This is a genomic window from Mesorhizobium sp. NPDC059025 (assembly GCF_042739655.1).
GTDB lineage: Bacteria > Pseudomonadota > Alphaproteobacteria > Rhizobiales > Rhizobiaceae > Mesorhizobium.
This window is the reverse complement of the sequence record NZ_JBHYIM010000003.1, coordinates 641,306-665,282: the sequence shown is the minus strand read 5'-3', so window position 1 is coordinate 665,282 and position 23,977 is coordinate 641,306. Positions and strand designations below refer to the sequence as shown.

Genomic DNA, 23,977 nt, shown 5'->3' with positions numbered 1-23,977 from the left:
AAAAGAAGATGCTCGACTGGTCCGAACCAAAAGCCCAGCCCAAAGTTGCGATCGATCTCGGAGCGGAGATGCCCCCTGCTGTCGCCGCCAGTGGCCTCGGCGAGATCGACCGCAGCGGTGCCCGCGTTTCCGTCGACGAAAAACGCATGATCAATGCGCGCGCCGACGTGAACCAGCTGCTGCCGCTCAAATACCGCTGGGCCTGGGAGAAATATCTCTCCGGCTGCAACAACCACTGGATGCCGACCGAAGTGTCGATGCAGGCCGACATCGCGCTGTGGAAGTCGAAGGACGGCCTCACCGATGACGAGCGGCGCATGATCAAGCGCAATCTCGGTTTCTTCGCCGCCTCGGAATCGCTCGTCGCCAACAACATCGTGCTGGCCATCTACCGGCATCTCACCAACCCCGAATGCCGGCAGTATCTGCTGCGCCAGGCCTTCGAGGAAGCGATCCACACCCACACCTTCCAGTACATCGTCGAAAGCCTGTCGCTCGACGAAGGCGAGCTGTTCAACATGTATCGCGAGGTGCCGTCGATCACCGACAAGGCGGCGTGGGCACTGAAGCACACGCAGCATCTCGACGATCCGGATTTCCGCACCGGTACGCTGGAAGCCGACCAGGCCTTCCTGCGCGACCTCGTCGCCTTCTACGTCATTTTCGAGGGCATGTGGTTCTACACCGGCTTTGCCCAGATCCTGTCGCTCGGCCGACGCAACAAGATGGTCGGCATTGCCGAGCAGTACCAGTACATCCTGCGCGATGAGTCCATCCATCTCAATTTCGGCATCGACGTCATCAACCAGATCAAGATCGAAAACCCGCATCTGTGGACGAAAGCGTTCCAGGAAGAGGTGCGCGCCATGATCGCCGACGCGGCGGAACTGGAGGCCTCCTACGGCCGCGACACGATGCCGAGGGGGTTCCTCGGGCTCAACGCGGCGCTGTGCGAGCAGTACATGCACTTCATCGCCAACCGCCGCTGCGCGCAACTCGGCCTGCACCCGGTGTTCGCGGAGGCCGAGAACCCGTTCCCGTGGATGTCGGAAGCGATGGACCTGAAGAAGGAGAAGAACTTCTTCGAGACCCGCGTCATCGAATACCAGAATGGCGGGGCGCTGGCATGGGACTGAACGTCGAAGCACGACACATCGCCGGACAGCCGGCGGCCCCGCAACAGCCGGAAGATGTGTTCCTGTCGTGGCTGCTTGCGCAACCCGCCGGGACGGACCTCGCCGCGGCGGCGACCATCGAGATCGCCAGATTGCAGCGATACCGGGGAGACCATCCCGGACCGCGCCGGCTCGCCGAACTCTTCGAAGCGCTGCAGGGGTCGGTCGCCCCTGGATCTGCGATCCGGCAATGAGGCGCAAGGTCCTCATCGTCGCGATCGGCGCCGGCAATCCGGATTTCGTGACAGTGCAGGCGATCAATGTCCGCGGCCATGTGACGCTGTTCTTCATCCCGGATAACAGGCCTGACGAAGGCACCGACAGACGAATGAAGGACCCTGCCCGCCTTCGCGCGGAGATCGTCGAGCTCTATGTGCGGAACCGGCCGTTCCGCACCACTACCTATAGGGAACCGCACAAGGACGGCGGCGAGGCACTGGCGGGCGACCTTCGACACACCGGTCTCTCCTTCGAGGAACTGGATGCTTCCGAATGCGGGGCCTTCCTGGTCTGGAGCGGGTTCTCGCTGATCGAAACGCTGGGACGCATCCTGCAGCGATTGCGGTCGACCGGAGATTTCGAGCTCGACTATGAGGTGATCCCCGGCAACAGCGGCATTCAGGTGCTGACGACCGCGCACAAGGTGGCGCTGTGCAATGTCGGCCGATCGATCCTGACGGCGACCGGGCGCTCCCTCGCCGGAGATTTCCCCAACAACGCCGACACCATCGTTTTCATGCAGCCCGCCGTCCCGGCACCGGATACCGTCGGCGGGCACAACGACGTGCATTGGACCCTCTATGCCGGCATGCCGGACGACATGCTCCTCTCCGGCAGGCTGCTGGAGATCGTCGGCGGCCTCGAACAGGTTCGCAAAGAAGCGCTCGACGGCAAAGGCTGGATTGTCGAAGCCATGCTTACGCAGAAAGGCGCGCACGGCAGCTAGCCGCAGCGTCCATCAACGTATTTTCGCAAATTCTTATTGCAAACAATTCTCATTTGCATCAAAGGTCGAATGCAAATGAGAATTAGTCGCAACAAGGAGGCGCTTATGCATGATGGGATGAGACGGTCGATCCTGGCCGCAGCGATGGGAATGGCGATCAGCGCCGTCCTGGCGATCGCGCCGGCAGCCGCGCAGGAGAAATTCAAGGCCGTGACCACCTTCACGGTCATCGCCGACATGGCCAAGAATGTCGCCGGCGATGCCGCGATCGTCGAATCGATCACCAGGCCGGGCGCCGAGATTCACAACTACGCGCCGACGCCGGGTGACATCCAGCGCGCGCAGGGCGCGAAACTCATCCTGTGGAACGGCCTCAACCTCGAACTGTGGTTCGAGAAGTTCTTCCAGAACCTGCATGACGTGCCCGGCGCCGTCGTCTCCGAGGGCGTCGAGCCGATGAGCATCGCCGAGGGGCCATACACCGGCAAGCCCAATCCGCACGCCTGGATGTCGCCGAAAAACGCGCTGATCTACGTCGACAACATCCGAGACGCCTTCATCAGGAACGATCCGGCCAATGCCGGCACCTACCGGGCCAATGCGGAAGCCTACAAGCAGAAGATCGAAGCGACGATCGCGCCGATCCGCCAGAAGCTCGAGGAGATCCCGCAGGACAAGCGCTGGCTGGTGTCGAGCGAAGGCGCCTTCAGCTATCTGGCCCGCGACTTCGGCATGCAGGAGCTCTATCTGTGGCCGATCAATGCCGACCAGCAGGGAACGCCGCAGCAGGTCCGCAAGGTCATCGATGCGGTCAAGGCGAACGGCATCGTCGCGGTCTTCTCCGAAAGCACGGTTTCCGACAAGCCTGCGCGGCAGGTGGCCCGCGAGACAGGCGCGCACTATGGCGGCGTGCTTTACGTCGATTCGCTCAGCGAGGCGGACGGTCCGGTGCCGACCTATATCGACCTGCTTCGCGTCACCTCCGACACGTTGCGGCAGGGCCTCGCCGAAGGCCTCTCGCAATGACGGCAGCATTCAAGATCGTCACCCAGCCGGCTCTGCCGGCTGGCATCTCCGTGCGGGATGCGACCGTCACCTATCGCAATGGCCAAACCGCGATGCGCGATGCCAGCTTCGAGGTCCCGACCGGCACGATCACGGCGCTGGTCGGCGTCAACGGTTCGGGCAAATCGACCCTGTTCAAGGCGATCATGGGCTTCGTGCGGCTTGCCAGGGGCAGCATCCAGGTGCTCGGCATGCCCGTCGCCGAGGCGCTGCGCAAGAACCTGGTTGCCTATGTGCCGCAGGCCGAGGAGGTCGACTGGAATTTTCCGGTCCTGGTCGAGGATGTCGTCATGATGGGCCGCTACGGACACATGAACATGATGCGCATTCCGAAAGCCGCCGATCGCGAGGCCGTTTCGGCCGCCCTTGCCCGCGTCGGCATGTCGGAGTTCCGCAGGCGCCAGATCGGCGAACTGTCGGGCGGGCAGAAGAAGCGCGTCTTCCTGGCCCGCGCGCTGGCGCAGGACGGGCGTGTCATCCTGCTCGACGAGCCGTTCACCGGCGTCGACGTCAAGACCGAGGACGCCATCATCGACCTGTTGCGCGCGTTGCGCGACGAAGGGCGCGTCATGCTGGTGTCGACGCACAATCTCGGCAGCGTCCCGGAGTTCTGCGACCGAACCGTGCTCCTGAAGAACACCGTGCTCGCCTCCGGCCCGACCGCCGAGACCTTCACCCAGGCCAATCTGGAGAAGGCCTTCGGCGGGGTGCTGCGCCATTTCGTGCTCGGCGGCGCCGGGCTGCATGCGGACAGCGACCGACGCCGCGTCGCCGTCATCACCGATGACGAGCGGCCGCTGGTCTTCTACGGCGAACCCGGGGCCATGCAGCAGCAATTCAGGGAGGACGGCGAATGAGCGCGCTGCTCCTCGAGCCCTTCGGCTACCAATACATGCTGAACGCAATGTGGGTTTCGGCGCTGGTCGGCGGCGTGTGCGCCTTCCTGTCCTGCTATCTCATGCTGAAAGGCTGGTCGCTGATCGGCGACGCGCTCTCGCATTCGATCGTACCGGGAGTCGCGGGCGCCTACATGCTGGGCCTGCCCTTCTCCATAGGCGCGTTCTTTTCCGGCGGGCTGGCCGCCGCCGCGATGCTTTTCCTCAACCAGCGCACCAAGCTGAAGGAGGACGCCATCATCGGCCTCATCTTCTCCTCCTTCTTCGGGCTCGGCCTCTTCATGGTGTCGCTGTCGCCGACTTCCGTGAACATCCAGACCATCGTGCTCGGCAACATCCTTGCCATCACACCCGAGGACACGCTGCAACTCGCCATCATCGGCTTCGTCTCACTCGCCATCCTGCTGCTGAAATGGAAAGACCTCATGGTGGTTTTCTTCGACGAAAGCCACGCGCGCTCGATCGGCCTCAACCCGGTCGCGCTCAAGATCATGTTTTTCACGCTGCTGTCGGCATCGACGGTCGCCGCCCTGCAGACGGTCGGCGCCTTCCTGGTGATCTGCATGGTGGTGACCCCGGGCGCCACGGCCTATCTCCTGACCGATCGTTTCCCCCGCCTGCTGGTGATTGCCGTGGTCATCGGTGCTGCCACAAGCTTCGTCGGCGCCTATGCCAGCTACTTCCTCGACGGAGCGACCGGCGGCATCATCGTGGTGCTGCAGACGCTGATCTTCCTGACCGCCTTCGTCTTCGCACCCAGGCACGGCATGCTGGCAGCGCGCCGCCGCGCCGCCCAGGCGCTGGAAAGGACGGCCTGACCATGCTGGATATATTGCTCGCACCCCTGCGGTTCGACTTCATGATCAACGCGATGGTCATCGCGGTGCTGCTTGCGGTTCCCACCGCCCTGCTCTCCTGCTTCCTCGTGCTCAAGGGCTGGTCGCTGATGGGCGACGCCATCAGCCATGCCGTCTTTCCCGGCGTGGTGCTCGCCTACATCATCGGCCTGCCCTACGCGGTCGGCGCCTTTGCCGCCGGCATGGTCTGTGCGCTCGCCACCGGCTTCCTCAAGGACAACAGCCGCATCAAGCAGGATACGGTGATGGGCATCGTGTTTTCCGGCATGTTCGGGCTTGGGCTGGTGCTCTACGTCAAGATCCAGTCCGAGGTTCATCTCGACCACATCCTATTCGGCGACATCCTCGGCATCGGACTGCGCGACATCGCCGAAACAGCCGTCATCGCGGCGATAACCGCCGGTATCATCATCTTCAAATGGCGCGATTTTCTGCTGCATGCCTTCGACCCGGCGCAGGCAAGAGCCGTCGGGCTGCGGGTTCAGCTGCTGCACTACGGCCTGCTGTGCCTGATCTCGCTGACGATCGTCGGCGCACTGAAGGCGGTCGGCATCATCCTCGCCATCGCCATGCTGATCGCGCCCGGCGCCATCGCCTTCCTGCTGACCACGCGCTTCAGCGCCATGCTCTGGCTGTCGGTGGTGATCGCGGCCGGGGCCTCGCTGCTGGGCGTCTACCTGTCGTTCTTCATCGACAGCGCCCCAGCGCCGACCATCGTGCTGCTGCTCACCGCACTGTTCGTCGCGGCCTTCCTGTTCGTCACGCTCAAAGCTGTACGAACCCGGTCAACGATAGAGGTGACCGAATGAACCGGTGACCATCCGCGTCACCTCGCAGCCGCTCGGGTACTATGTCCGGCTCCGCTTCAGGGGCCGCACATAGATCTCGAGCCTGTGGCTGACGATCGCAAAACCATGCTTGCGGGCGATCTCTTCCTGCAGGCGCTCGATCTCCTCGGACTGGAACTCGATCACGCTTCCCGTTTCCACATTGATGAGGTGGTCATGGTGCTCGCGCGGCGTAGTCTCGTAGCGGGCGCGGCCGTCGCCGAACGTATGACGCTCCAGTACCCCCTTCTCGCGCAGCAGGTTGACCGTGCGATAGACGGTGGCAAGCGAAATCGTCGGTTCGATCGCGGTGACGCGGCGGTGCAGTTCGACGACATCGGGATGATCGCTCGATTCGAACAGGACCTGCATGATGATCCGGCGCGGACCGGTCAGCTTCAGTCCGAACTCCCTGCAGATATCCGCGATGTTTCGTTCCAACCTGTCGGTCTCCCGCCTCACTCCGGTCAAGCATCAAAGCCCTTAGTCCGGACCTTCGGAAGCTTCTAGTCCTATCTCAGTTGCGTCGCATTCACAAAAGCGAGCCACGTCGCCCCGGCCGGTGCTCGACCCAGAAAGGGAATTCGTATATTGACATAAACATGTCTTTATGTGATTGAGATTGCGACGTCGTTCCTGGAATGAAGAGTGTCGTAATATGTCTTCGGTCGATGAGCTCTTCGGCCCGCTGTCGTCGCGTCCCGACGGCTCGGAAATCCTCGCAGCGCTGAAAGCTGCCGCGCGCGAGCGCATCCTCGTGCTCGACGGCGCGATGGGCACCCAGATCCAGGGTCTCGGCTTCGGCGAGGATCATTTCCGCAGCGACCGCTTCGGCGGCTGCGCCTGCCACCAGCAAGGCAACAACGACCTGCTGATCCTGTCGCAGCCCAAGGCCATCGAGGATATCCACTACGCCTATGCCAGGGCCGGCGCCGACATCGTCGAGACCAACACCTTCTCCTCCACGTCGATCGCGCAGGCCGACTACGGCATGGAGGACATGGTCTATGAGTTGAACCGCGACGGCGCGCGGCTGGTGCGGCGCGCCTTGCGCAGGGCCGAGCAGGAAGACGGCCGGCGCCGTTTCGTCGCCGGCGCGCTCGGGCCGACCAACCGCACCGCGTCGATCTCGCCAGACGTCAACAATCCGGGCTATCGCGCCGTCACCTTCGACGACCTGCGCCTCGCCTATGGCGAGCAGTTGCGCGGGCTGATCGACGGCGGCGCCGACATCATCCTGATCGAGACCATCTTCGACACGCTCAACGCCAAGGCCGCGATCTTCGCCTGCGAGGAGATTTATGCCGAAAAAGGCGTCCGGCTGCCGATCATGATCTCCGGCACGATCACCGACCTTTCCGGCCGCACGCTATCAGGCCAGACGCCGACGGCCTTCTGGCATTCCGTGCGGCATGCCCAACCTTTCACGATCGGCCTGAACTGCGCGCTCGGTGCCGCCGCAATGCGTCCGCACCTGGCTGAACTGTCTTCGACTGCCGAGACCTTCACCTGCGCCTATCCGAATGCCGGCCTGCCGAATGCTTTCGGCCAGTATGACGAGAGCCCGGAGTTCATGGCCGGCCAGGTCGAGGACTTCGCGCGCGAAGGGCTCGTCAATGTGGTCGGCGGCTGCTGCGGCTCGACGCCGGAGCACATCGCGGCGATCGCCGACGCGGTTTCCAGGCACGCGCCGCGCGGGCTGCCGAAACGGTCGCCGCAGATGCGCCTGTCCGGCCTCGAACCCTTCACCCTCACAAGGGACATTCCCTTCGTCAATGTCGGCGAACGCACCAACGTCACCGGCTCGGCCAAGTTCAGGAAGCTGATCACCGCCGGCGACTACGCGGCCGCCCTCGACGTCGCGCGTGATCAGGTCGCCAACGGCGCGCAGGTCATCGACGTCAACATGGACGAAGGCCTGATCGACTCGCAGAAGGCGATGGTCGAGTACCTCAACCTGGTTGCCGCCGAACCCGACATCGCCCGCGTGCCGGTGATGATCGATTCCTCGAAATGGGATGTCATCGAAGCCGGCCTGAAATGCGTGCAGGGCAAGGCCATCGTCAATTCGATCTCGATGAAGGAAGGCGAAGCGGCCTTCCTGCATCATGCCAGGCTGTGCCGCATGTATGGCGCCGCCGTCGTGGTGATGGCGTTCGACGAGGTCGGCCAGGCCGACACCCGCGCGCGCAAGGTCGAGATCTGCACGAGAGCCTACAAGCTGCTCACCGAGCAGGCCGGCTTCGCGCCGGAAGACATCATCTTCGATCCGAACGTCTTCGCCGTCGCCACCGGCATCGAGGAGCATGACAATTACGGCGTCGACTTCATCGAGGCGACGGGCGAGATCATCGCGACGCTGCCGCATGTCCATATCTCCGGCGGCATTTCGAACCTTTCCTTCTCGTTCCGCGGCAACGAGCCGGTGCGGGAGGCCATGCATGCGGTGTTCCTCTACCACGCCATCCAGCGCGGCATGGACATGGGCATCGTCAATGCCGGGCAGCTCGCCGTCTATGAATCGATCGATCCCGAACTGCGCGAGGCCTGCGAGGACGTGGTACTCAACCGCCAGCCCAAGGCGGGCGGCACCGCGACCGAACGCATGCTCGAGATCGCCGAGCGCTACAAGGGCACGGCCGGCAAGGAAACCAGGGAGAAGGACCTGGCCTGGCGCGAGTGGCCGGTCGAACAGCGGATCTCGCATGCGCTGGTCAACGGCATCACCGAATTCATCGATGCCGACACGGACGAGGCACGGCTGAACGCCGAGCGCCCCTTGCATGTCATCGAAGGCCCGTTGATGGCCGGCATGAATGTCGTCGGGGACCTGTTTGGCGCGGGAAAGATGTTCCTGCCGCAGGTGGTGAAGTCGGCCCGCGTGATGAAACAGGCCGTCGCGGGCCTGCTGCCGCACATGGAGGCCGAAAAGCTCGCCAATGCCGCCGCAGGCATCGACAATGGCGAACGCCAGAGCGCCGGCAAGATCCTGATGGCCACCGTGAAAGGCGACGTCCACGACATCGGCAAGAACATCGTCGGCGTGGTCCTCGCCTGCAACAACTACGAGATCATCGATCTCGGCGTCATGGTGCCGGCGGCCAGGATCCTCGAAACCGCGCGCAACGAAAAGGTCGACGTGATCGGTCTCTCCGGCCTGATCACCCCGTCGCTGGACGAGATGGTGCATATGGCCTCGGAAATGGAGCGCGAGGGTTTCGATATCCCTCTCCTGATCGGCGGGGCGACGACGAGCCGCGTCCACACCGCGGTCAAGATCCATCCGCGCTACCAGAAGGGACAGGCCGTCTACGTCACCGACGCCAGCCGCGCGGTCGGCGTCGTCTCCAGCCTGCTCTCCCCCGACATGAAGGCCGGCTATGTCGAGACCATCCAGGCCGAGTATCGCAAGGTGACCGAGGCGCATGAGCGCTCGGAACGGGACAAACAGCGCCTGCCGCTGGCCAAGGCGCGCGCCAATGCCCACAAGGTCGACTGGGCCGGCTACCAGCCGCCGAAACCTTCATTCCTCGGGACCAGGGTGTTCGAAAGCTGGGACCTGGCCGAACTCGCCCGCTACATCGACTGGACGCCGTTCTTCCAGACCTGGGAATTGAAGGGGCGCTATCCCAGGATCCTCGAAGACGAAAAGCAGGGGCCGGCGGCACGGCAACTGTTCGACGACGCGCAGGCGATGCTGAAGAAGATCATCGACGAGAAGTGGTTCGCGCCGAAAGCCGTCCTCGGCTTCTGGCCCGCCAATACCACAGGCGATGATATCAAGCTGTTTGCCGACGAAGCCCGGGACACCGAGCTCGCCACCTTCTTCACGCTGCGCCAGCAACTGACCAAGCGTGACGGCAAGCCGAATGTCGCGCTTTCCGATTTCGTCGCCCCCCGCGAGAGCGGCAGGCCCGACTATATCGGCGGCTTCGTCGTGACGGCCGGCATCGAGGAGGTCGCGATCGCCGAGCGCTTCGAGCGCGCCAATGACGACTACAATTCGATCCTGGTCAAGGCGCTGGCGGATCGCTTTGCCGAAGCCTTCGCGGAGCGCCTGCACGAGAAGGTGCGCAAGGAATATTGGGGCTACGCTGCCGATGAAGACCTCGTGCCAGACGACCTGATCGGCGAGCCCTATCGCGGCATTCGCCCTGCCCCCGGCTATCCAGCCCAGCCCGACCACACCGAGAAGGTGACGCTGTTCAACCTGCTCAAGGCGGAAGAGCGGATTGGCGTGCGCCTGACCGAGAGCATGGCGATGTGGCCCGGCTCGTCGGTATCCGGCCTCTATCTCGCCCAGCCCGAAAGCTACTATTTCGGCGTCGCCAAGGTCGAGCGCGATCAGGTCGAGGATTATGCCGCGCGCAAGGACATGGCCGTCACCGATGTTGAGCGCTGGCTTGGACCGATCCTTAACTATGTGCCCTCGCCGATAGCCGAGGCCGCTGAGTAATTCCGCCCTGTCGTCTTTACACTGCGCCGATGTCGCTTTCGTCATCGCACCGGCACGGCGTCCGTGATCAGATCACCATGTTCAAGGTGCTCTCCGGCGAACCACGCCGGAGGGATAATTGGGAAGCCGGTTTGATGCCGGCGCTGCCCCCGCAACGGTAGCGAAGCTTCTGTCTCGACGACAGACCACTGGGCGAAAGCCTGGGAAGGTGTCGAGACGGTCCCACAAGGACAGCTTCGGAGCCCGGAAACCAGCCGTGGACTTTTTGGAACTCGACTGATCGCGGTGGGCGGTCAAGAGGCAGAAAGCCGTGCGCCGGTCCAAGACCGTCAAGTACGGCCATCTACCCTCCATCACCACCAGTTCAGTCCTTTGACGAGGACAGGACATGGACGCACGTCATGAAATGCTGAAGCTCATTCGCGCGAGGCGCGATGGCTTCTCGCTGGAACAGCCCTTCTACACCGATCCGGATTTCTTCAAGCTCGACATGGAGCTGATCTGGTATCGCGACTGGCTGTTCGTCGGGCATGATTGCGAGATCGCCAAGCCCGGCAGTTTCTTCACCGTCCAGATCGGCGCCTATCCGATCGTCCTGGTGCGCGACCGCGAGAACAGGATCCGTGCCTTCCACAATTCCTGCCGCCATCGCGGCAGCCGCGTCTGCACCGCCGACAAAGGCACCTCCGCGCGCCTGGTCTGCCCTTACCATCAGTGGACCTACGACCTCGACGGCAAGCTGCTGTTTGCCCGGCAGATGGCCGAAGGCTTCGATCGCAACGACTACGGCCTGAAGCCGGTCGCCTGCGAAAGCGCCGGCGGCTACATCTTCGTCTGCCTGGCCGACCAGCCGGCGGAGTTTGCGCCCTTCCGCCAGATGATGGAGCCCTACTTCCTCCCGCATCGCCTGGCCGATGCGAAGATCGCCTTCGAGAGCACCATCGTCGAAAAAGGCAATTGGAAGCTGGTCTGGGAAAACAACCGCGAATGCTACCATTGCGCGGGCAACCATCCGGAGCTCTGCAAGACCTTCCCCGAGGCCCCGACCGTGACCGGTGTCAACGGTGTCGAGGACGCCCCCGAGCTTCTGGAACACTGGGCGCGCTGTGAAGCATCGGGACTGCCGTCGCGTTTCGTTATCGACACGGCCGGCCAGTATCGCACGACGCGCGCGCCGCTGCTGCCGCACGCCGTAAGCTACACCATGACGGGCCAGCGCGCGGTGGAGCGGAACCTGTCCGACAGCGTCGCCACCGACCGCATCGGCACCCTGATGCTCTACCACTACCCGACGACGTGGAATCATATCCTGGGCGATCACGCGGTCACGTTCCGCGTTCTTCCAATCAGCGCCACCGAGACGGCGGTGACCACCAAATGGCTGGTGCACAAGGATGCCGTCGAGGGCGTCGACTACAACCTCCAGAACCTGATCCACGTCTGGACGCTGACCAATGACGAGGACCGCCGCATCGTCGAGGAGAATGCGTTCGGCATCAACTCGCCGGCCTATCAGCCGGGACCCTATTCCGAGCTGCATGAAGGCGGCGTGATCCAGTTCGTCGAATGGTATGCGCGCTTCATGGAGCCTCGGCTGACCGAAGGCGAAAGACCCGCGCTGCGCAGCGTTGCTTGAGGCCACTGCGATGAACGCCATGACGGGTGTCCACCTCTATCGCCATCTCGACGAGATGACGCCATGGAACGACCGCCTCCAGGTGCTGGAAGTGGCCGGCATCGTCGACGAAGCGCCGGAGGTGAAGACCTTCACCTTCCGCTCGGACGCGCAGACCTGGTTCCGCTACAAGCCGGGCCAATTCATCACTCTGGAGCTGCCGACGGCCGATGGTCCGCTGATGCGCACCTATACGCTGGCCTCGTCGCCATCGCGGCCGTTCTCGATCTCCATCACCGTCAAGGCGCAGGCCGGCAGCATCGGCACGCGCTGGATGTTCGACAACCTCAAGCGCGGATCGCGCATCAAGGCACGCGGCCCGGCAGGCGATTTCTCGCATCACAACCACGCCGCCGGGAAATATCTCTTCATTTCGGCGGGCTCCGGCATCACCCCGATGATGTCGATGTTGCGCTGGCTGAACGACTGCGCACCATGGACGGACATCGCCTTCGTCAACTGCGCCAGGCGGCCCGAAGAGATCATCTTCCGCAAGGAGCTGGAACTTCTCGGCGCCAACATGCCCGGCCTGTCGCTCGGTTTCATGATCGAGGAGCGGTCGAGCCGCGAAAGCTGGTTCGGCCATATGGGGCGGATCGACGCCGTCAGGCTGCCGCTTCTGTCGCCCGACTTCCACGAGCGCGAAGTGTTCTGCTGCGGACCGGATCCATTCATGCGTGCCGTGCGCACCATGCTGGAGGCGACCGGCTTCGACATGGCGCACTACCACCAGGAGAGTTTCGGCGCCCCCCCCGTGGAGGTCCCGCCCCCGGCCACCACCGAGGCAGGAGCAGTTGTGCCCGCCGAGGCGACGGTGCCGGTCCGTTTCGCCAGTTCCAATGTCGATGGCCAATGTGTGCCCGGCCAGACGGTGCTGCAGGCGGCACGCGCCAGCGGCGTCCGCATCTCGGCGGCCTGCGAGTTCGGTCTCTGCGGCACCTGCCGCGTCAGGAAGGTCTCAGGCGACGTGGAGATGAACCACAATGGCGGCATCCTCGATGAGGAGATCGCCGAGGGATACATCCTCGCCTGCTGCTCAAAGCCACTCACCGCGTTGGAGATCGAGGCATGACCACCCGCGACGACGCAAGAATTGTCGCGGCGCGACCGCGAAAGGTCGACGGCAGGACGATGGCGGCGATCTCGCCGCTGCCGCCACCGGAAGAAGTCTTCGCCGACTGGCTGATGTCCGTGCCGCCAGGCATCTGCCTCGAGATTGCCGCGCAGCGGCAGATCGAACTGATCGACCGTCGCGGCTCCCTTCATCCCGATGTCGCGGTGCTGCGCAGCCTTCTGGCAACTGTCGCCTGTTCCGACGACTGGCCGAGACCCGTTCCCAATCTTTGAAGATCAGACCCGCGCCAGCCCTCCCAAGCCAACGATGAGTAGCCAGCAATGAGCATCGTGCATCTTCACCAATCAGCCGCCGACGACGCCATAGGCGACCTGATCGCGACGCACCGGCCAGGCCACGGCCTGGCCCGGCCGTTCTACATGGATCCGGCGATCTTCGAGCGCGACATGGAGCGCCTGTTTCGCCGGCACTGGCATTGCCTGGCGCATGCCAGCGTCATCCCCAACCCCGGCGACTTCGAGCTGTTCCGACTCGGCGACGAGCAGATCATCCTGACACGGGTGGCCGATGGCACGATCCACGCCATGCTCAACGTGTGCCGGCATCGCGGCGCCGAGGTCTGCACCAAGCCCAAGGGCAATGCGCGGTTCTTCGTCTGCCCCTACCATGCCTGGACCTACGCCAATGACGGCTCGCTGCGCGCCGCGCGGCTGATGCCGAAGGATTTCGACCGCAACGAGCACGGTCTCAAGAAGCTGCATGTTCGTGTCGCGTCGGGACTCGTCTTCGTCAGCTTCGCCGAGACGCCGCTCGACTTCGATCCGATCGAGCAGGCGCTGCGGACCAGTTGCGGCCAGTATGGCTGGGGCGAAGCGAAGGTGGCGCATCGCGAACTCTATCCGCTGCAGGCCAACTGGAAGCTGGCCGTCGAAAATTACGTCGAGTGTTATCACTGCGGACCGGCACATCCCGAATATTCCCAGACCCATGCGCTGGAGCAGCCGCTCGAGATGATCGAGAAGCTCAACCAGACGATGGAGGCGCGGACTTGCGCGCTGGGCATCGAGGTCGTCAGCGGCGATCGCTGGCAGAACTCGGCAATGGGGCAGGAGGCGATCCACACTTTCCGCTATGCGCTCTACGACGGCGTCTCCACCGGCAGCCAGGACGGCAAGCCGATTGCGCCGCTGATGGGACGGTTCGCCGAATATGACGGTGGCGTCACCTCGATCCATCTCGGCGGCACCACATTCCTCGTCTGCTACCCCGATCACGGCATGATCTACCGCTTCGTGCCGAAGACGGCGGACAGCTGCGAAATGGAATTGATCTGGCTCGTCCGCAACGATGCCGAGGAAGGACGCGACTACGACCTGGAAAAGCTGACCTGGCTTTGGAAGGTCACCACCGAAGAGGACAAGAAGATCATCGAGCACACCGCGCGCGGCGTGCGCTCGCACTATTTCGTGCCCGGCCCGATCGCGCCGATGGAGCACAACGAGCTTCGCTACATCAACTGGTATCTGGAGGAGATCAGCCGCCCGTAGCGAATGACCAGGGCTTGATCTCGAAAAGTGGGAACCCGTTTTCGGAAAAGATCATGCTCCAGCAAAGAGTTAGATCAGCTTGGCGATTCAATCAAACGCCCCCTGATCCGACTGGGAAAATCCAACTGGGAGGAAGAGCATGAGCAGGAACAGAGGCGTGGTCTATCTGGGCCCCGGAAAGGTCGAGGTCCAGGACATCGACGATCCCAAATTCGCAGCGCCGGATGGCCGGCGCATCGAACACGCGGTGATCCTCAAGGTGGTTTCCACCAACATCTGCGGATCCGACCAGCACATGGTTCGCGGCCGCACCACGGCGGAAGCCGGCCTGGTGCTCGGCCATGAGATCACCGGCGAGATCATCGAAAAGGGCAGCGACGTCGAAATGCTCGAGGTCGGCGATATCGTCTCGGTGCCGTTCAACGTGGCCTGCGGACGCTGCCGCTGCTGCAAGGGGCAGGACACGGGCGTGTGCCTGACCGTCAACCCGGCTCGCGCCGGGGGCGCCTACGGCTATGTCGACATGGGCGGCTGGATCGGCGGGCAGGCCCGCTACGTCATGGTGCCCTATGCCGATTTCAATCTGCTGAAATTCCCCGATCGCGACCGTGCGATGGAAAAGATCCGCGATCTGACCATGCTGTCCGATATCCTGCCGACCGGCTTCCATGGCGCCGTTCGCGCTGGCGCCGGTGTCGGCTCGATCGTCTATGTCGCCGGTGCCGGACCGGTTGGCCTCGCCGCGGCCGCATCCGCCCGCATCTTCGGTGCTGCCGTCGTCATGGTCGGCGATTTCAACAAGGAACGGCTCGCCCATGCCGCCAAGGTGGGTTTCGAGGCCATCGACCTTTCCAAGAGCGACCGGCTGGGCGACATGATCGCCGAAGTCACCGGCTCCAACGAGGTCGACTGCGCGATCGACGCGGTCGGTTTCGAGGCCCGCGGCCATAGCGGCGGCGAGCAGCCGGCGATCGTGCTGAACCAGATGATGGAGATCACCCGTGCTGCCGGCTCGATCGGCATTCCCGGGCTCTATGTAACGGAAGACCCAGGGGCCGTCGACGCGGCTGCCAAGCACGGCAGCCTCTCGCTGCGTCTTGGACTCGGCTGGGCCAAGGCGCAATCCTTCCACACCGGGCAGACGCCGGTGCTCAAATACAATCGGCAATTGATGCAGGCCATCCTGCATGATCGCCTGCCGATCGCCGATATCGTCAACGCCAGGGTGATCTCGCTCGAGGACGCCGCGCGAGGCTACGAGAGCTTCGACCAGGGCGCGGCGGTCAAGTACGTGCTTGACCCGCATGGCGATATTTCGAAAGCTGCCTGATCGGGACGACCTAAAAATGTCGCAGCCGTGGCGCAGGCTTTGGGAGAACCGATGGCCTGCGCCTCTTCCCGATGGGAACGGGAGGCTGCCGGATTGTGTTCGAGCCAGGAGAAAGATCCATGAATTCCCCGGCAAAGCTGCGCGTGGGTTTTATCCTCGGCCGCTCTTTCACCCTGTCGGCCTTCGCGCTGTTCATCGACACGCTGCGGCTGGCAAGCGACGAGCTTGACCGGTCGGGCCGCGTCAGTGCGGACTGGCATGTGCTGGCAAGTTCGAAGAACCCCGTGAAATCGAGCTGCGGCGTGCAGGTCGTTCCAACGTCCGGTTTCGTCGACCCGGCTCATTTCAGCCATATCGTGGTGGTCGGCGGACTGCTCAATGTGGAGGAGCCCGTCGACGCCGAGACCACGCGTTATCTGCGTCGCGTTGCAGCAGCAAACGTACCGCTCATCGGCCTGTGCACCGGCACGTTCATCCTGGCTGATGCCGGACTCATGAAGAACCACGAGTGCTGTGTCAGCTGGCTCCATGCGCGCGACTTCCAGGACCGGTTTCCCGACCATGTCGTCCGCTCGGACAGGATCTTCCATCTCGATGAGAACCGGGGTTCGTGCGCCGGGGGCAGCAGCGCCGCCGACATGGCGGCGCTCATCGTGCGCAGCCACATCAGCGAGGATGCCGAACGCAACGCGCTGGAAGTCCTCCAGATCGATCACGCCCGCTCCCCCTTCCATCTGCAGGCGAGGCGTACATTTGCCGACGAGGCGGAAGACGTCCGTATCAAGGCGACGCTTCTGGCGATGGAGCAGCATATCAATGACCGCATCCCGATCACGCAGCTGGCGCGGCAGGTAGGGGTGAGCCGCCGCCAGCTCGAGCGCCTTTTCAAGGAGAAGGCGGGAATGTCGCCCGCCAATGCCTACAAGCGCGTGCGGCTGATCCATGCCAAGGCGCTTGTCGCAAACACCGATGCCTCCATGCTTGAGATCGCCCTGGAAGCGGGATTTGAAAGCGCCTCGCACTTTGCCAGGACCTTCAAGAAGTTCCACGGCCAGAGCCCGTCGGAGCTGCGGACGGCGGCAATCCATATCTGACGGGCCATATCTGACGGGAAAGTCCGCGCGAAACCGCAATGGCGGGTTCGCGGGATTTGTTGGCAGACGCGCGAGAGCAGCCTGAACGCCGCCGTGGCATGCTTGGGATATCGGTGTTGCCGCCAGTTAGCCCCTCGGAAAGGCTTGCCGATCGACCCGGTCTGCGGAAGGAAACAAATCAATGTTCCTGGACGATACGCGCTTCCCGCTTGTCTTCGCGCGGGAGGAAGGACAGTCGCCTGCTTCGATTCTCGCCGAGCTCGAAGCGCTTCTGAACCGGCAGGCACCGTTCGTGCTGATCACCGATCATTCACCGGACGACCATGACACGGAAACGGCCGAAGAGCGCAGGGAAAAGGCCCTGTTCTTCAAACGGACCAGGGATCGTTTCAGGAAGTATTGCCGCGCCATGATCGTGATAGAGGGGAAAAAACCCGCCAGCGCGGCGGTGCGGCTGGCTGCGGCGACCGCGAGCAAGGCGTTCGGCTTTTCCGTTCTTTTCGAGACCGACGAGAGGCGAGCGGCGGCGAGAGGCATGCTTCTTCTGCTCGAGGCGCGTGCCGGATCATAGGCTCCTCCAGGGCCTCGATGACATGCCGCACGGGTTTGGGATACGCTATCGGTTTGGCTGATCCGGGATCAGGAGAAGCGGGTGAATTTTCCGCAAATACACGGCTTCGGGCAAGTGGATGACGTACCACGCCCCGTTTTCAGCCTGATCACCGAAACGACTTTCGTCGGCGAGACAGAGCCCCACCATCATGACAAGGCGCAGCTGATGTGTGTCATCGGCGGCGTGCTGACGATGCAGGCTGCCGGCGGGCTCTGGACCGTCCCGCCGCATTGCGCCATGTGGATACCGAGCGGTGTTTCCCATGCCGGTCGCGTCGCCGGGCATATCAAGATCCTCAACCTCTACATCGATGCGGATCTGGCCGCTGCGCTCGACCCGGATTGCGGCATCCTGTTCGTCCAGCCGTTCCTGCGCGAGCTCATCCTGCGGCTCGACTGCGCGACGCCGCCGGCGGCGATGGGCCGCGAACGCGAAGCCAGGCTCATCGCCGTGCTGCTCGACGAACTGGCGACCGCAACGCTGGAACCGATCCATCTGCCCATGCCGACCGACAGGAGGCTTCAGCGGCTGACCAGGGCGATGATCGAGCACCCGGACCAGCGCTTCACGATCGACGAATGGGGCGCCCGCATCGGCGCCAGCAACAGGACGTTGAGCCGACTGTTCCAACGGGAAACCGGCATGTCGTTCCTGCGCTGGCGACAGCAGCTTCACATCGGCCTGGCGTTGCGGCGTCTTGGGGAGGGCCAGTCGGTCACCAACATCGCCGGCGATCTCGGCTATGACAGCGTCAGCGCGTTCATCTCCATGTTCAAGCGCATGCTGGGAACAACCCCGGCGCGCTATTTCGAGGACGTTGCCACGGGCCCTGCCGAGGGAAATACGCGAAGGACGCTTGCCCGCGGCGAAGCGGTTGGCCACGACGCCGCCGAGGCTGGGGCAGCGCCGAACATCATCCCGCTGAAGAAACGGCCGGCGTGATGTGACGCTCCGTGCAACTGCACGACAAGCAGGGTGGAACCGGGACAGCGTCTGAGCCGCCAAATCCGACGCCGACGCACGCGATAAAGATATAAACATTTCTTTATGCGCTATTGACTTCATCTGACAATTGCAGGAGGGTGAAGGCGTCTAGGTTCCCCGATCGTTGCGTGCAACGCGCCGGGGCTAAGAGGGAAGTTGGTGCCCCGTCATATTCGGGAAAGCCGAAGCTGCCCCCGCAACTGTAAGCGGTGAGCTGACGTCCAGAATGTCACTGGGGTGAACCCTGGGAAGACGGACAGAAGCGATGACCCGCGAGCCAGGAGACCTGCCTTGACGAAAAAACGTCCACGGGCGGGGTGTCCCGGTGTGCCGTAGCGGAGGCCGCGTAGCGGACCGCCTTGCTATGTGTCCGCTGACCCATGCCCCCAACTCATTGGGGTAAGTCGTGTCTCAAACCAAAATTCAAGTCGCCAACCCCCGCCTGTCCCTTGTCGATCGCCGGCAGGTCGCAATGAGTGACGACTTTACGTTTCGCCTCAAGAGTATTCGTTTTGACGAGGAATATAGCCCGTCGGACAACACGCGTATCACGACCAATTTCGCCAATCTGGCCCGAGGAGAGAACCGACAGGAAAACCTGCGCAATGCCCTGAGGATGATCGACAATCGTTTCAACGCCCTGGCGCATTGGGATAACCCCAAGGGCAATCGTTATTCTGTCGAACTCGAAATCATTTCGGTTGAGATGATTATTGGCGCCGAAGACAACAACAATGCCTTCCCGATAATTGAAATATTGAAAACAAACATCGTTGACCGAAAGACGAACGAGCGGATCCAAGGTATTGTTGGGAACAATTTCTCCTCCTACGTGCGAGACTACGACTTCAGCGTATTGCTGCCGGAGCACAACAAGAACCGCCCGGAATTCAGCATCCCGGACAATTTCGGAGATCTGCATGGAAACCTGTTCAAAAGTTTCCTGAATTCAGATGCCTACAAGAAGCATTTTTCCAAGCCTCCGGTCATATGTCTGAGCGCTTCAAGCAGCAAGACATATCACCGCACCGAAAATCGGCACCCTGTATTGGGCGTTGAGTACCGGCAAGATGAATTGTCTTCGACGGACCAATACTTTCAGAAAATGGGAATGCAGGTCCGCTATTTTATGCCATCGAATAGCGTGGCGCCTCTGGCTTTCTATTTTGTCGGCGACCTGCTTGCAGACTACACCAATCTTGAGCTGATCGGCACCATCAGTACGATGGAGACTTTTCAGAAGATCTATCGACCCGAGATCTACAACGCCAACTCGTCGGCGGGGGCGTGCTACCAGCCAAGTCTGAAACACCAGGATTATTCATTGACCCGAATTGTCTACGATCGGGAAGAGCGTAGCCGGCTGGCGATCGAGCAGGGAAAGTTCGCCGAGGAGCACTTCATCAAACCATACAAGTCCATCCTCGAGCAGTGGTCCGCCAATCGCGTTCGCTGACCAACCAAAAAGACAAGGCTGCCCATCATGAAAACACTGTTGCCCACGTCAACCGCCGGCAGCTTGCCAAAACCCTCGTGGCTGGCCCAGCCGGAGAAACTCTGGTCACCCTGGAAACTGCAGGATGAGGAATTGATCGAAGGCAAGCAGGACGCTTTGCGTTTGTCACTTGACGATCAAAGACAGGCAGGCATCGATATCGTCAGCGATGGCGAGCAGACGCGCCAGCATTTCGTCACGACGTTCATCGAGCACCTGGACGGGGTTGATTTCGAAAAACGCGAGACCGTCAGAATTCGGGATCGCTATGATGCGAGCGTCCCGACAGTCGTCGGCGCAGTGTCGCGCCAAAAGCCGGTTTTCGTTGAAGACGCCAAGTTCCTGCGCCGGCAGACCAGGCAGCCTATCAAATGGGCTCTGCCGGGTCCGATGACCATGATCGATACGCTCTTTGACAATCACTATAAGAGCCGCGAAAAGCTGGCTTGGGAATTCGCCAAGATCCTCAATCAGGAAGCCAGGGAACTGGAAGCTGCCGGCGTCGATATCATCCAGTTCGATGAGCCCGCATTCAATGTCTTCTTTGACGAGGTGAACGATTGGGGTGTTGCCACCCTGGAAAAGGCAATCGAAGGGCTCAAGTGCGAAACTGCCGTTCATATCTGCTACGGGTATGGCATCAAGGCCAACACAGACTGGAAGAAGACTCTCGGGTCGGAATGGCGGCAATATGAGGAATCTTTCCCCAAGCTGCAGAAATCCAGCATCGGCATGATCTCCCTGGAATGCCACAACTCTCACGTTCCAATGGATCTCATCGAACTTGTTCGCGGTAAAAAAGTGATGGTCGGGGCCATCGATGTGGCAAGCGATACCATCGAGACGCCGGAGGAAGTGGCCGCTACTCTGCGAAGAGCACTTCAGTTTGTCGATGCCGACAAACTGTGCCCCTGCACCAATTGCGGCATGGCCCCCCTCTCCCGTCGAGTAGCCAGAGGCAAGCTGAATGCCTTGAGTGCAGGCGCGGAAATCGTTCGAAAAGAACTCACAGCCCGGGCCTGACGACCGGGGCACGTCCAGACAGCCACGCGACGCCGTCGACTGACTGGACATGCCTTGCCGTTCCCGCCGCGGGGAGACAGGCGGCCTTGCGCGAGCGCCTCGGTTTGCCCGCTCCGAACGCGCCCGAGAGATCAAAATGAATGTGATGCAGCATCGCTTCGGCATTGTGGACAGAGCCACGTTTCGCAACGGGATGTCGCGCCTCGGCACTTCGGTCAATGTCGTCAGCACCAATTCCGGCGGCAAGCGCTACGGCTTTACGGCCTCCGCTGTCTGCAGCGTCAGCGATACCCCGCCGACACTGCTCGTCTGTATCAATCGTGCGAGCTCATGTTTTCATGCTTTCGAAAACGCACGCTATTTCTGCGTCAACACGTTGATGCCGGGCCACGAGGACCTTTCCGACGCGTTCGGCGGAAAGACACTGGTGGTGAACCGATTTGCACTTGGCGAATGGACAGAAGGTCTTACGGGTGTTCCCGTCCTGACAGACGCCTCGGTCAGCTTCGAATGCGAACTCAGCAATGCCGTCGATGAGGCAACCCACCGTGTCCTATTCGGGCGCGTGGTAGACGTCCGCGAGAACGAGGAACAGGCAGCGCTGCTCTATTGCATGCGTCGCTACCTCAACGGCTAGCCTGATACGTTGGCTAGCCCTATACCAGCATTCCCGAGTGCCAGTTCCCAAATCGGCCGCGTTTCTCCGCTCCCCGCTGGAGACGCGCATGGGAAGCTTGCCGAGCAGGCTGGCGTAACCCAGGCCGCAAGGCGGCCCGCGGCCATTGCGAACGAAACGGAAACGATGCTTCATGGCCGCATGAACATCGCAATCCGTGATTCGATCGAGGACCCAGCCTATCTGTCCAAGCTGAACGACGGCCAGAGGGCAGCGGTCCTGCACGGCGACGGCGCGGTTTGCGGACCGCTGCTGATCATAGCCGGCGCCGGCTCAGGCAAGACGAATACGCTCGCCCATCGGGTGGCGCATCTCATCGTGCGCGGCGCCGATCCGCGTCGCATCCTCCTGATGACCTTCTCGCGCCGCGCCGCGACCGAGATGACGAGGCGTGTCGAGCGCATCGCCGCCGAGGTGATGAAGGATCGCGCCGCCAGCCTGACGGAAGGCTTGACCTGGGCCGGCACGTTCCATTCGATCGGCGCGCGATTGTTGCGCGACTATGCGCTGGAGATCGGGCTCGAGCCGAGCTTCACCATCCACGACCGCGAGGATTCCGCCGACCTGATGAACCTGGTCCGGCACGATCTCGGCTTCTCGGAGACCGAGAACCGCTTTCCGACCAAGGCGACGTGCCTTGCGATCTACTCGCGCGTGGTCAATGCGCAGGACGTGCTGGAAAAGGTCGTCGCCGACTGTTTCCCCTGGTGCGTCGGCTGGAGCGAGGAGCTGAAACGGCTGTTCGGCGCCTATGTCGAGGCCAAGCAGCGGCAGAATATCCTCGATTACGACGATCTGCTGCTCTACTGGGCGCAGATGGCGGCGGAACCGGACATCGCCGCGCATCTGTCGTCGCGCTTCGACCACATCCTCGTCGACGAATATCAGGACACCAACCGGCTGCAGGCCTCGATCCTGACGGCAATCAAGCCGGACGGGGCCGGCCTGACGGTGGTGGGCGACGATGCCCAGTCGATCTATTCGTTCCGTGCCGCGAAAGTCCGCAACATCCTCGATTTCCCGACCTTGTTTCCGGCGCCTGCCGATGTGGTCACGCTCGATCGCAACTATCGTTCAACCGACGCGATCCTGAATGCGGCGAATGCCGTCATCGGCGAGGCGACCGAACGCTTCACCAAGAACCTGTGGACCGACCGCGCCTCGCACGAAAAGCCGGCCATCGTCACCGTGCGCGACGAAGCCGAACAGGCGAGCTACATCTGCGACGAGGTGCTGAAGGAACGCGAGACCGGAACCCAGCTCAAGCAGCAGGCGGTGCTGTTTCGCGCATCCCACCATTCGGGCCCGCTCGAGGTCGAGCTGACCCGGCGCAACATCCCCTTCGTGAAATTCGGCGGGCTGAAATTCCTCGACGCGGCCCATGTCAAGGACGTGCTGGCCGTGCTGCGCTTCGTGCAGAACCCACGCGACCGCATTGCCGGCTTCCGTGTCATGCAGCTTCTGCCAGGCATCGGGCCGTCGGCTGCGACGCAAGCCATCGACAGCATGGAGCAGTCGCTCGACCTCGAGATGGGCCTGGCGCGTTTCGCGCCGCCGGCGCGCGCCGCCAGGGACTGGCCGCTGTTCGTCGATCTGTTCTGCGACCTGCGTCGCGGCCCGGGCTGGCCGTCGGAGATGGAGCGGGCAAGGCTGTGGTACGAGCCGCATCTCGAGCGCAAGCACGAGGACGCGACTGTGCGGCGGGCGGACCTCCTGCAGCTCGAGCAGATTGCGTCCGGCTATCCGTCGCGCGACCGCTTCCTGACCGACCTGACGCTCGACCCGCCCAGCGCAACCAGCGACGAAGCCGGCCCGCCGCTTCTCGACGAGGATTATCTGATCCTGTCGACGATCCATTCGGCCAAGGGCCAGGAATGGACCAAGGTGTTCCTGCTCAATGCCGTCGACGGCTGCATCCCGATCGATCTCAGCGCCGGCGAACGCAAGGAACTGGAAGAGGAACGCCGCCTGCTATACGTCGCGATGACGCGGGCGAAGGATTCCCTGCACCTGATCGTACCGCAGCGTTTCTACCCCTCCAGCCAGGTCGCGCGCGGCGACAGGCATGTCTATGCATCGAAGACGCGCTTCATCCCGTCCCACATCCTGCAGCATTTCCAGCTCACGTCCTGGACAAGCCAGGCGCTGCGCGACGAGCAGTCGGCGCGGCCGAGCACCAGCGTTGACCTTAAGGGCAAGATGCGGTCGATGTGGAAGTAGTCAGCCGGCGCTCACGGCCGCCG

Annotated in this window: 21 protein-coding genes and 2 riboswitches; of the genes, 20 read left to right on the top strand and 1 reads right to left on the bottom strand. The window is 62.6% G+C overall.

The genetic code is table 11. The features are described 5' to 3' along the window. Positions 1-8: 8 nt before the first annotated feature. The 7 genes from ACFWYE_RS11105 (at position 9) to ACFWYE_RS11075 (ending at position 5,748) form a co-directional block, all read left to right on the top strand. Positions 9-1,136: a ribonucleotide-diphosphate reductase subunit beta gene (locus ACFWYE_RS11105; protein WP_379111362.1), complete on the top strand. Its 1,128-nt coding sequence runs from the start codon at positions 9-11 to the stop codon at positions 1,134-1,136. After that, on the top strand, positions 1,127-1,369 hold the full coding sequence (locus ACFWYE_RS11100) for a hypothetical protein (RefSeq protein WP_379069060.1): 243 nt from the start codon (positions 1,127-1,129) through the stop codon (positions 1,367-1,369). The genes ACFWYE_RS11105 and ACFWYE_RS11100 overlap by 10 nt, the downstream gene beginning before the upstream one ends. Next, positions 1,366-2,121: an SAM-dependent methyltransferase gene (locus ACFWYE_RS11095; protein WP_379111360.1), complete on the top strand. Its 756-nt coding sequence runs from the start codon at positions 1,366-1,368 to the stop codon at positions 2,119-2,121. Before ACFWYE_RS11100 ends, ACFWYE_RS11095 begins: the two co-directional genes overlap by 4 nt. A 105-nt stretch (positions 2,122-2,226) precedes the next feature. Continuing rightward, positions 2,227-3,147 carry a metal ABC transporter substrate-binding protein gene (locus tag ACFWYE_RS11090; protein WP_379111359.1) on the top strand — a complete coding sequence of 307 codons (921 nt, stop codon included), beginning with the start codon at positions 2,227-2,229 and terminating at the stop codon, positions 3,145-3,147. Next, positions 3,144-4,043 (top strand): manganese/iron ABC transporter ATP-binding protein, encoded by a 900-nt coding sequence (locus ACFWYE_RS11085; RefSeq protein WP_379111357.1) that lies wholly within the window; start codon positions 3,144-3,146, stop codon positions 4,041-4,043. The genes ACFWYE_RS11090 and ACFWYE_RS11085 overlap by 4 nt, the downstream gene beginning before the upstream one ends. After that, entirely contained in the window at positions 4,040-4,900 is an 861-nt protein-coding gene (gene sitC / locus ACFWYE_RS11080; RefSeq protein WP_379069046.1) for an iron/manganese ABC transporter permease subunit SitC, read from the top strand. Before ACFWYE_RS11085 ends, sitC begins: the two co-directional genes overlap by 4 nt. Continuing rightward, positions 4,897-5,748, top strand: a complete 852-nt coding sequence (locus ACFWYE_RS11075) for a metal ABC transporter permease (RefSeq protein ID WP_379111425.1) — start codon at positions 4,897-4,899, stop codon at positions 5,746-5,748. Before sitC ends, ACFWYE_RS11075 begins: the two co-directional genes overlap by 4 nt. Before the next feature lie 39 nt (positions 5,749-5,787). Here the strand turns inward: ACFWYE_RS11075 and ACFWYE_RS11070 are convergent, their stop codons facing one another. After that, positions 5,788-6,207 carry a Fur family transcriptional regulator gene (locus ACFWYE_RS11070; RefSeq protein WP_379069043.1) on the bottom strand — a complete coding sequence of 140 codons (420 nt, stop codon included), beginning with the start codon at positions 6,205-6,207 and terminating at the stop codon, positions 5,788-5,790. 217 nt (positions 6,208-6,424) lie between these two features. Here ACFWYE_RS11070 and metH point away from each other — a divergent pair, with 217 nt between their 5' ends. From metH to ACFWYE_RS11005, 13 genes are all read left to right on the top strand, one after another. Next, entirely contained in the window at positions 6,425-10,222 is a 3,798-nt protein-coding gene (gene metH / locus ACFWYE_RS11065; protein WP_379111355.1) for a methionine synthase, read from the top strand. A gap of 67 nt (positions 10,223-10,289) precedes the next feature. Then, a riboswitch (cobalamin riboswitch) is annotated at positions 10,290-10,496 on the top strand. A gap of 114 nt (positions 10,497-10,610) precedes the next feature. After that, positions 10,611-11,858 carry an aromatic ring-hydroxylating dioxygenase subunit alpha gene (locus ACFWYE_RS11060; RefSeq protein WP_379111353.1) on the top strand — a complete coding sequence of 416 codons (1,248 nt, stop codon included), beginning with the start codon at positions 10,611-10,613 and terminating at the stop codon, positions 11,856-11,858. A 19-nt stretch (positions 11,859-11,877) separates the two neighbouring features. After that, positions 11,878-12,969 (top strand): 2Fe-2S iron-sulfur cluster-binding protein, encoded by a 1,092-nt coding sequence (locus ACFWYE_RS11055; protein WP_379072987.1) that lies wholly within the window; start codon positions 11,878-11,880, stop codon positions 12,967-12,969. Then, the gene (locus ACFWYE_RS11050) at positions 12,966-13,244 is read left to right on the top strand and encodes a hypothetical protein (RefSeq protein WP_379069037.1); all 279 of its coding nucleotides are present in this window, start codon (positions 12,966-12,968) and stop codon (positions 13,242-13,244) included. Before ACFWYE_RS11055 ends, ACFWYE_RS11050 begins: the two co-directional genes overlap by 4 nt. Positions 13,245-13,292: 48 nt before the next feature. Continuing rightward, entirely contained in the window at positions 13,293-14,519 is a 1,227-nt protein-coding gene (locus ACFWYE_RS11045; RefSeq protein WP_379111352.1) for an aromatic ring-hydroxylating dioxygenase subunit alpha, read from the top strand. Positions 14,520-14,658: 139 nt separating this feature from the next. Next, positions 14,659-15,849, top strand: a complete 1,191-nt coding sequence (gene fdhA / locus ACFWYE_RS11040; RefSeq protein WP_379111350.1) for a formaldehyde dehydrogenase, glutathione-independent — start codon at positions 14,659-14,661, stop codon at positions 15,847-15,849. Between the two features lie 119 nt (positions 15,850-15,968). After that, the gene (locus ACFWYE_RS11035) at positions 15,969-16,943 is read left to right on the top strand and encodes a GlxA family transcriptional regulator (protein WP_379111348.1); all 975 of its coding nucleotides are present in this window, start codon (positions 15,969-15,971) and stop codon (positions 16,941-16,943) included. Between the two features lie 181 nt (positions 16,944-17,124). After that, a complete protein-coding gene (locus ACFWYE_RS11030; protein WP_379111346.1) occupies positions 17,125-17,514 on the top strand; it encodes a hypothetical protein in 390 nt (129 codons plus the stop codon). Positions 17,515-17,595: 81 nt separating this feature from the next. After that, entirely contained in the window at positions 17,596-18,498 is a 903-nt protein-coding gene (locus ACFWYE_RS11025) for an AraC family transcriptional regulator (RefSeq protein WP_379111344.1), read from the top strand. Between the two features lie 135 nt (positions 18,499-18,633). Continuing rightward, positions 18,634-18,849, top strand: a riboswitch (cobalamin riboswitch). 163 nt (positions 18,850-19,012) lie between these two features. Beyond that, complete coding sequence (locus tag ACFWYE_RS11020; RefSeq protein WP_379111423.1) at positions 19,013-19,996, top strand: DUF1852 domain-containing protein; 984 nt, start codon at positions 19,013-19,015, stop codon at positions 19,994-19,996. 27 nt (positions 19,997-20,023) lie between these two features. Further along, entirely contained in the window at positions 20,024-21,058 is a 1,035-nt protein-coding gene (locus tag ACFWYE_RS11015; RefSeq protein WP_379111342.1) for a methionine synthase, read from the top strand. A gap of 136 nt (positions 21,059-21,194) precedes the next feature. Next, positions 21,195-21,695 carry a flavin reductase gene (locus tag ACFWYE_RS11010; RefSeq protein WP_379111340.1) on the top strand — a complete coding sequence of 167 codons (501 nt, stop codon included), beginning with the start codon at positions 21,195-21,197 and terminating at the stop codon, positions 21,693-21,695. 180 nt (positions 21,696-21,875) lie between these two features. After that, a complete protein-coding gene (locus ACFWYE_RS11005) occupies positions 21,876-23,954 on the top strand; it encodes an ATP-dependent helicase (RefSeq protein WP_379111339.1) in 2,079 nt (692 codons plus the stop codon). Positions 23,955-23,977: the final 23 nt, after the last annotated feature.

What these genes read in the sequence shown, in the direction of transcription:
- sitC (WP_379069046.1), top strand. Translation starts at nt 4,040, where the DNA reads ATGAGCGCGCTGCTCCTCGAGCCCTTCGGCTACCAATACATGCTGAAC.
- ACFWYE_RS11050 (WP_379069037.1), top strand. Translation starts at nt 12,966, where the DNA reads ATGACCACCCGCGACGACGCAAGAATTGTCGCGGCGCGACCGCGAAAG.
- fdhA (WP_379111350.1), top strand. Translation starts at nt 14,659, where the DNA reads ATGAGCAGGAACAGAGGCGTGGTCTATCTGGGCCCCGGAAAGGTCGAG.
- ACFWYE_RS11060 (WP_379111353.1), top strand. Translation starts at nt 10,611, where the DNA reads ATGGACGCACGTCATGAAATGCTGAAGCTCATTCGCGCGAGGCGCGAT.
- ACFWYE_RS11055 (WP_379072987.1), top strand. Translation starts at nt 11,878, where the DNA reads ATGACGGGTGTCCACCTCTATCGCCATCTCGACGAGATGACGCCATGG.
- ACFWYE_RS11035 (WP_379111348.1), top strand. Translation starts at nt 15,969, where the DNA reads ATGAATTCCCCGGCAAAGCTGCGCGTGGGTTTTATCCTCGGCCGCTCT.
- ACFWYE_RS11015 (WP_379111342.1), top strand. Translation starts at nt 20,024, where the DNA reads ATGAAAACACTGTTGCCCACGTCAACCGCCGGCAGCTTGCCAAAACCC.
- ACFWYE_RS11105 (WP_379111362.1), top strand. Translation starts at nt 9, where the DNA reads ATGCTCGACTGGTCCGAACCAAAAGCCCAGCCCAAAGTTGCGATCGAT.
- ACFWYE_RS11010 (WP_379111340.1), top strand. Translation starts at nt 21,195, where the DNA reads ATGAATGTGATGCAGCATCGCTTCGGCATTGTGGACAGAGCCACGTTT.
- metH (WP_379111355.1), top strand. Translation starts at nt 6,425, where the DNA reads ATGTCTTCGGTCGATGAGCTCTTCGGCCCGCTGTCGTCGCGTCCCGAC.
- ACFWYE_RS11030 (WP_379111346.1), top strand. Translation starts at nt 17,125, where the DNA reads ATGTTCCTGGACGATACGCGCTTCCCGCTTGTCTTCGCGCGGGAGGAA.
- ACFWYE_RS11005 (WP_379111339.1), top strand. Translation starts at nt 21,876, where the DNA reads ATGAACATCGCAATCCGTGATTCGATCGAGGACCCAGCCTATCTGTCC.
- ACFWYE_RS11020 (WP_379111423.1), top strand. Translation starts at nt 19,013, where the DNA reads ATGAGTGACGACTTTACGTTTCGCCTCAAGAGTATTCGTTTTGACGAG.
- ACFWYE_RS11045 (WP_379111352.1), top strand. Translation starts at nt 13,293, where the DNA reads ATGAGCATCGTGCATCTTCACCAATCAGCCGCCGACGACGCCATAGGC.
- ACFWYE_RS11095 (WP_379111360.1), top strand. Translation starts at nt 1,366, where the DNA reads ATGAGGCGCAAGGTCCTCATCGTCGCGATCGGCGCCGGCAATCCGGAT.
- ACFWYE_RS11090 (WP_379111359.1), top strand. Translation starts at nt 2,227, where the DNA reads ATGCATGATGGGATGAGACGGTCGATCCTGGCCGCAGCGATGGGAATG.
- ACFWYE_RS11100 (WP_379069060.1), top strand. Translation starts at nt 1,127, where the DNA reads ATGGGACTGAACGTCGAAGCACGACACATCGCCGGACAGCCGGCGGCC.
- ACFWYE_RS11085 (WP_379111357.1), top strand. Translation starts at nt 3,144, where the DNA reads ATGACGGCAGCATTCAAGATCGTCACCCAGCCGGCTCTGCCGGCTGGC.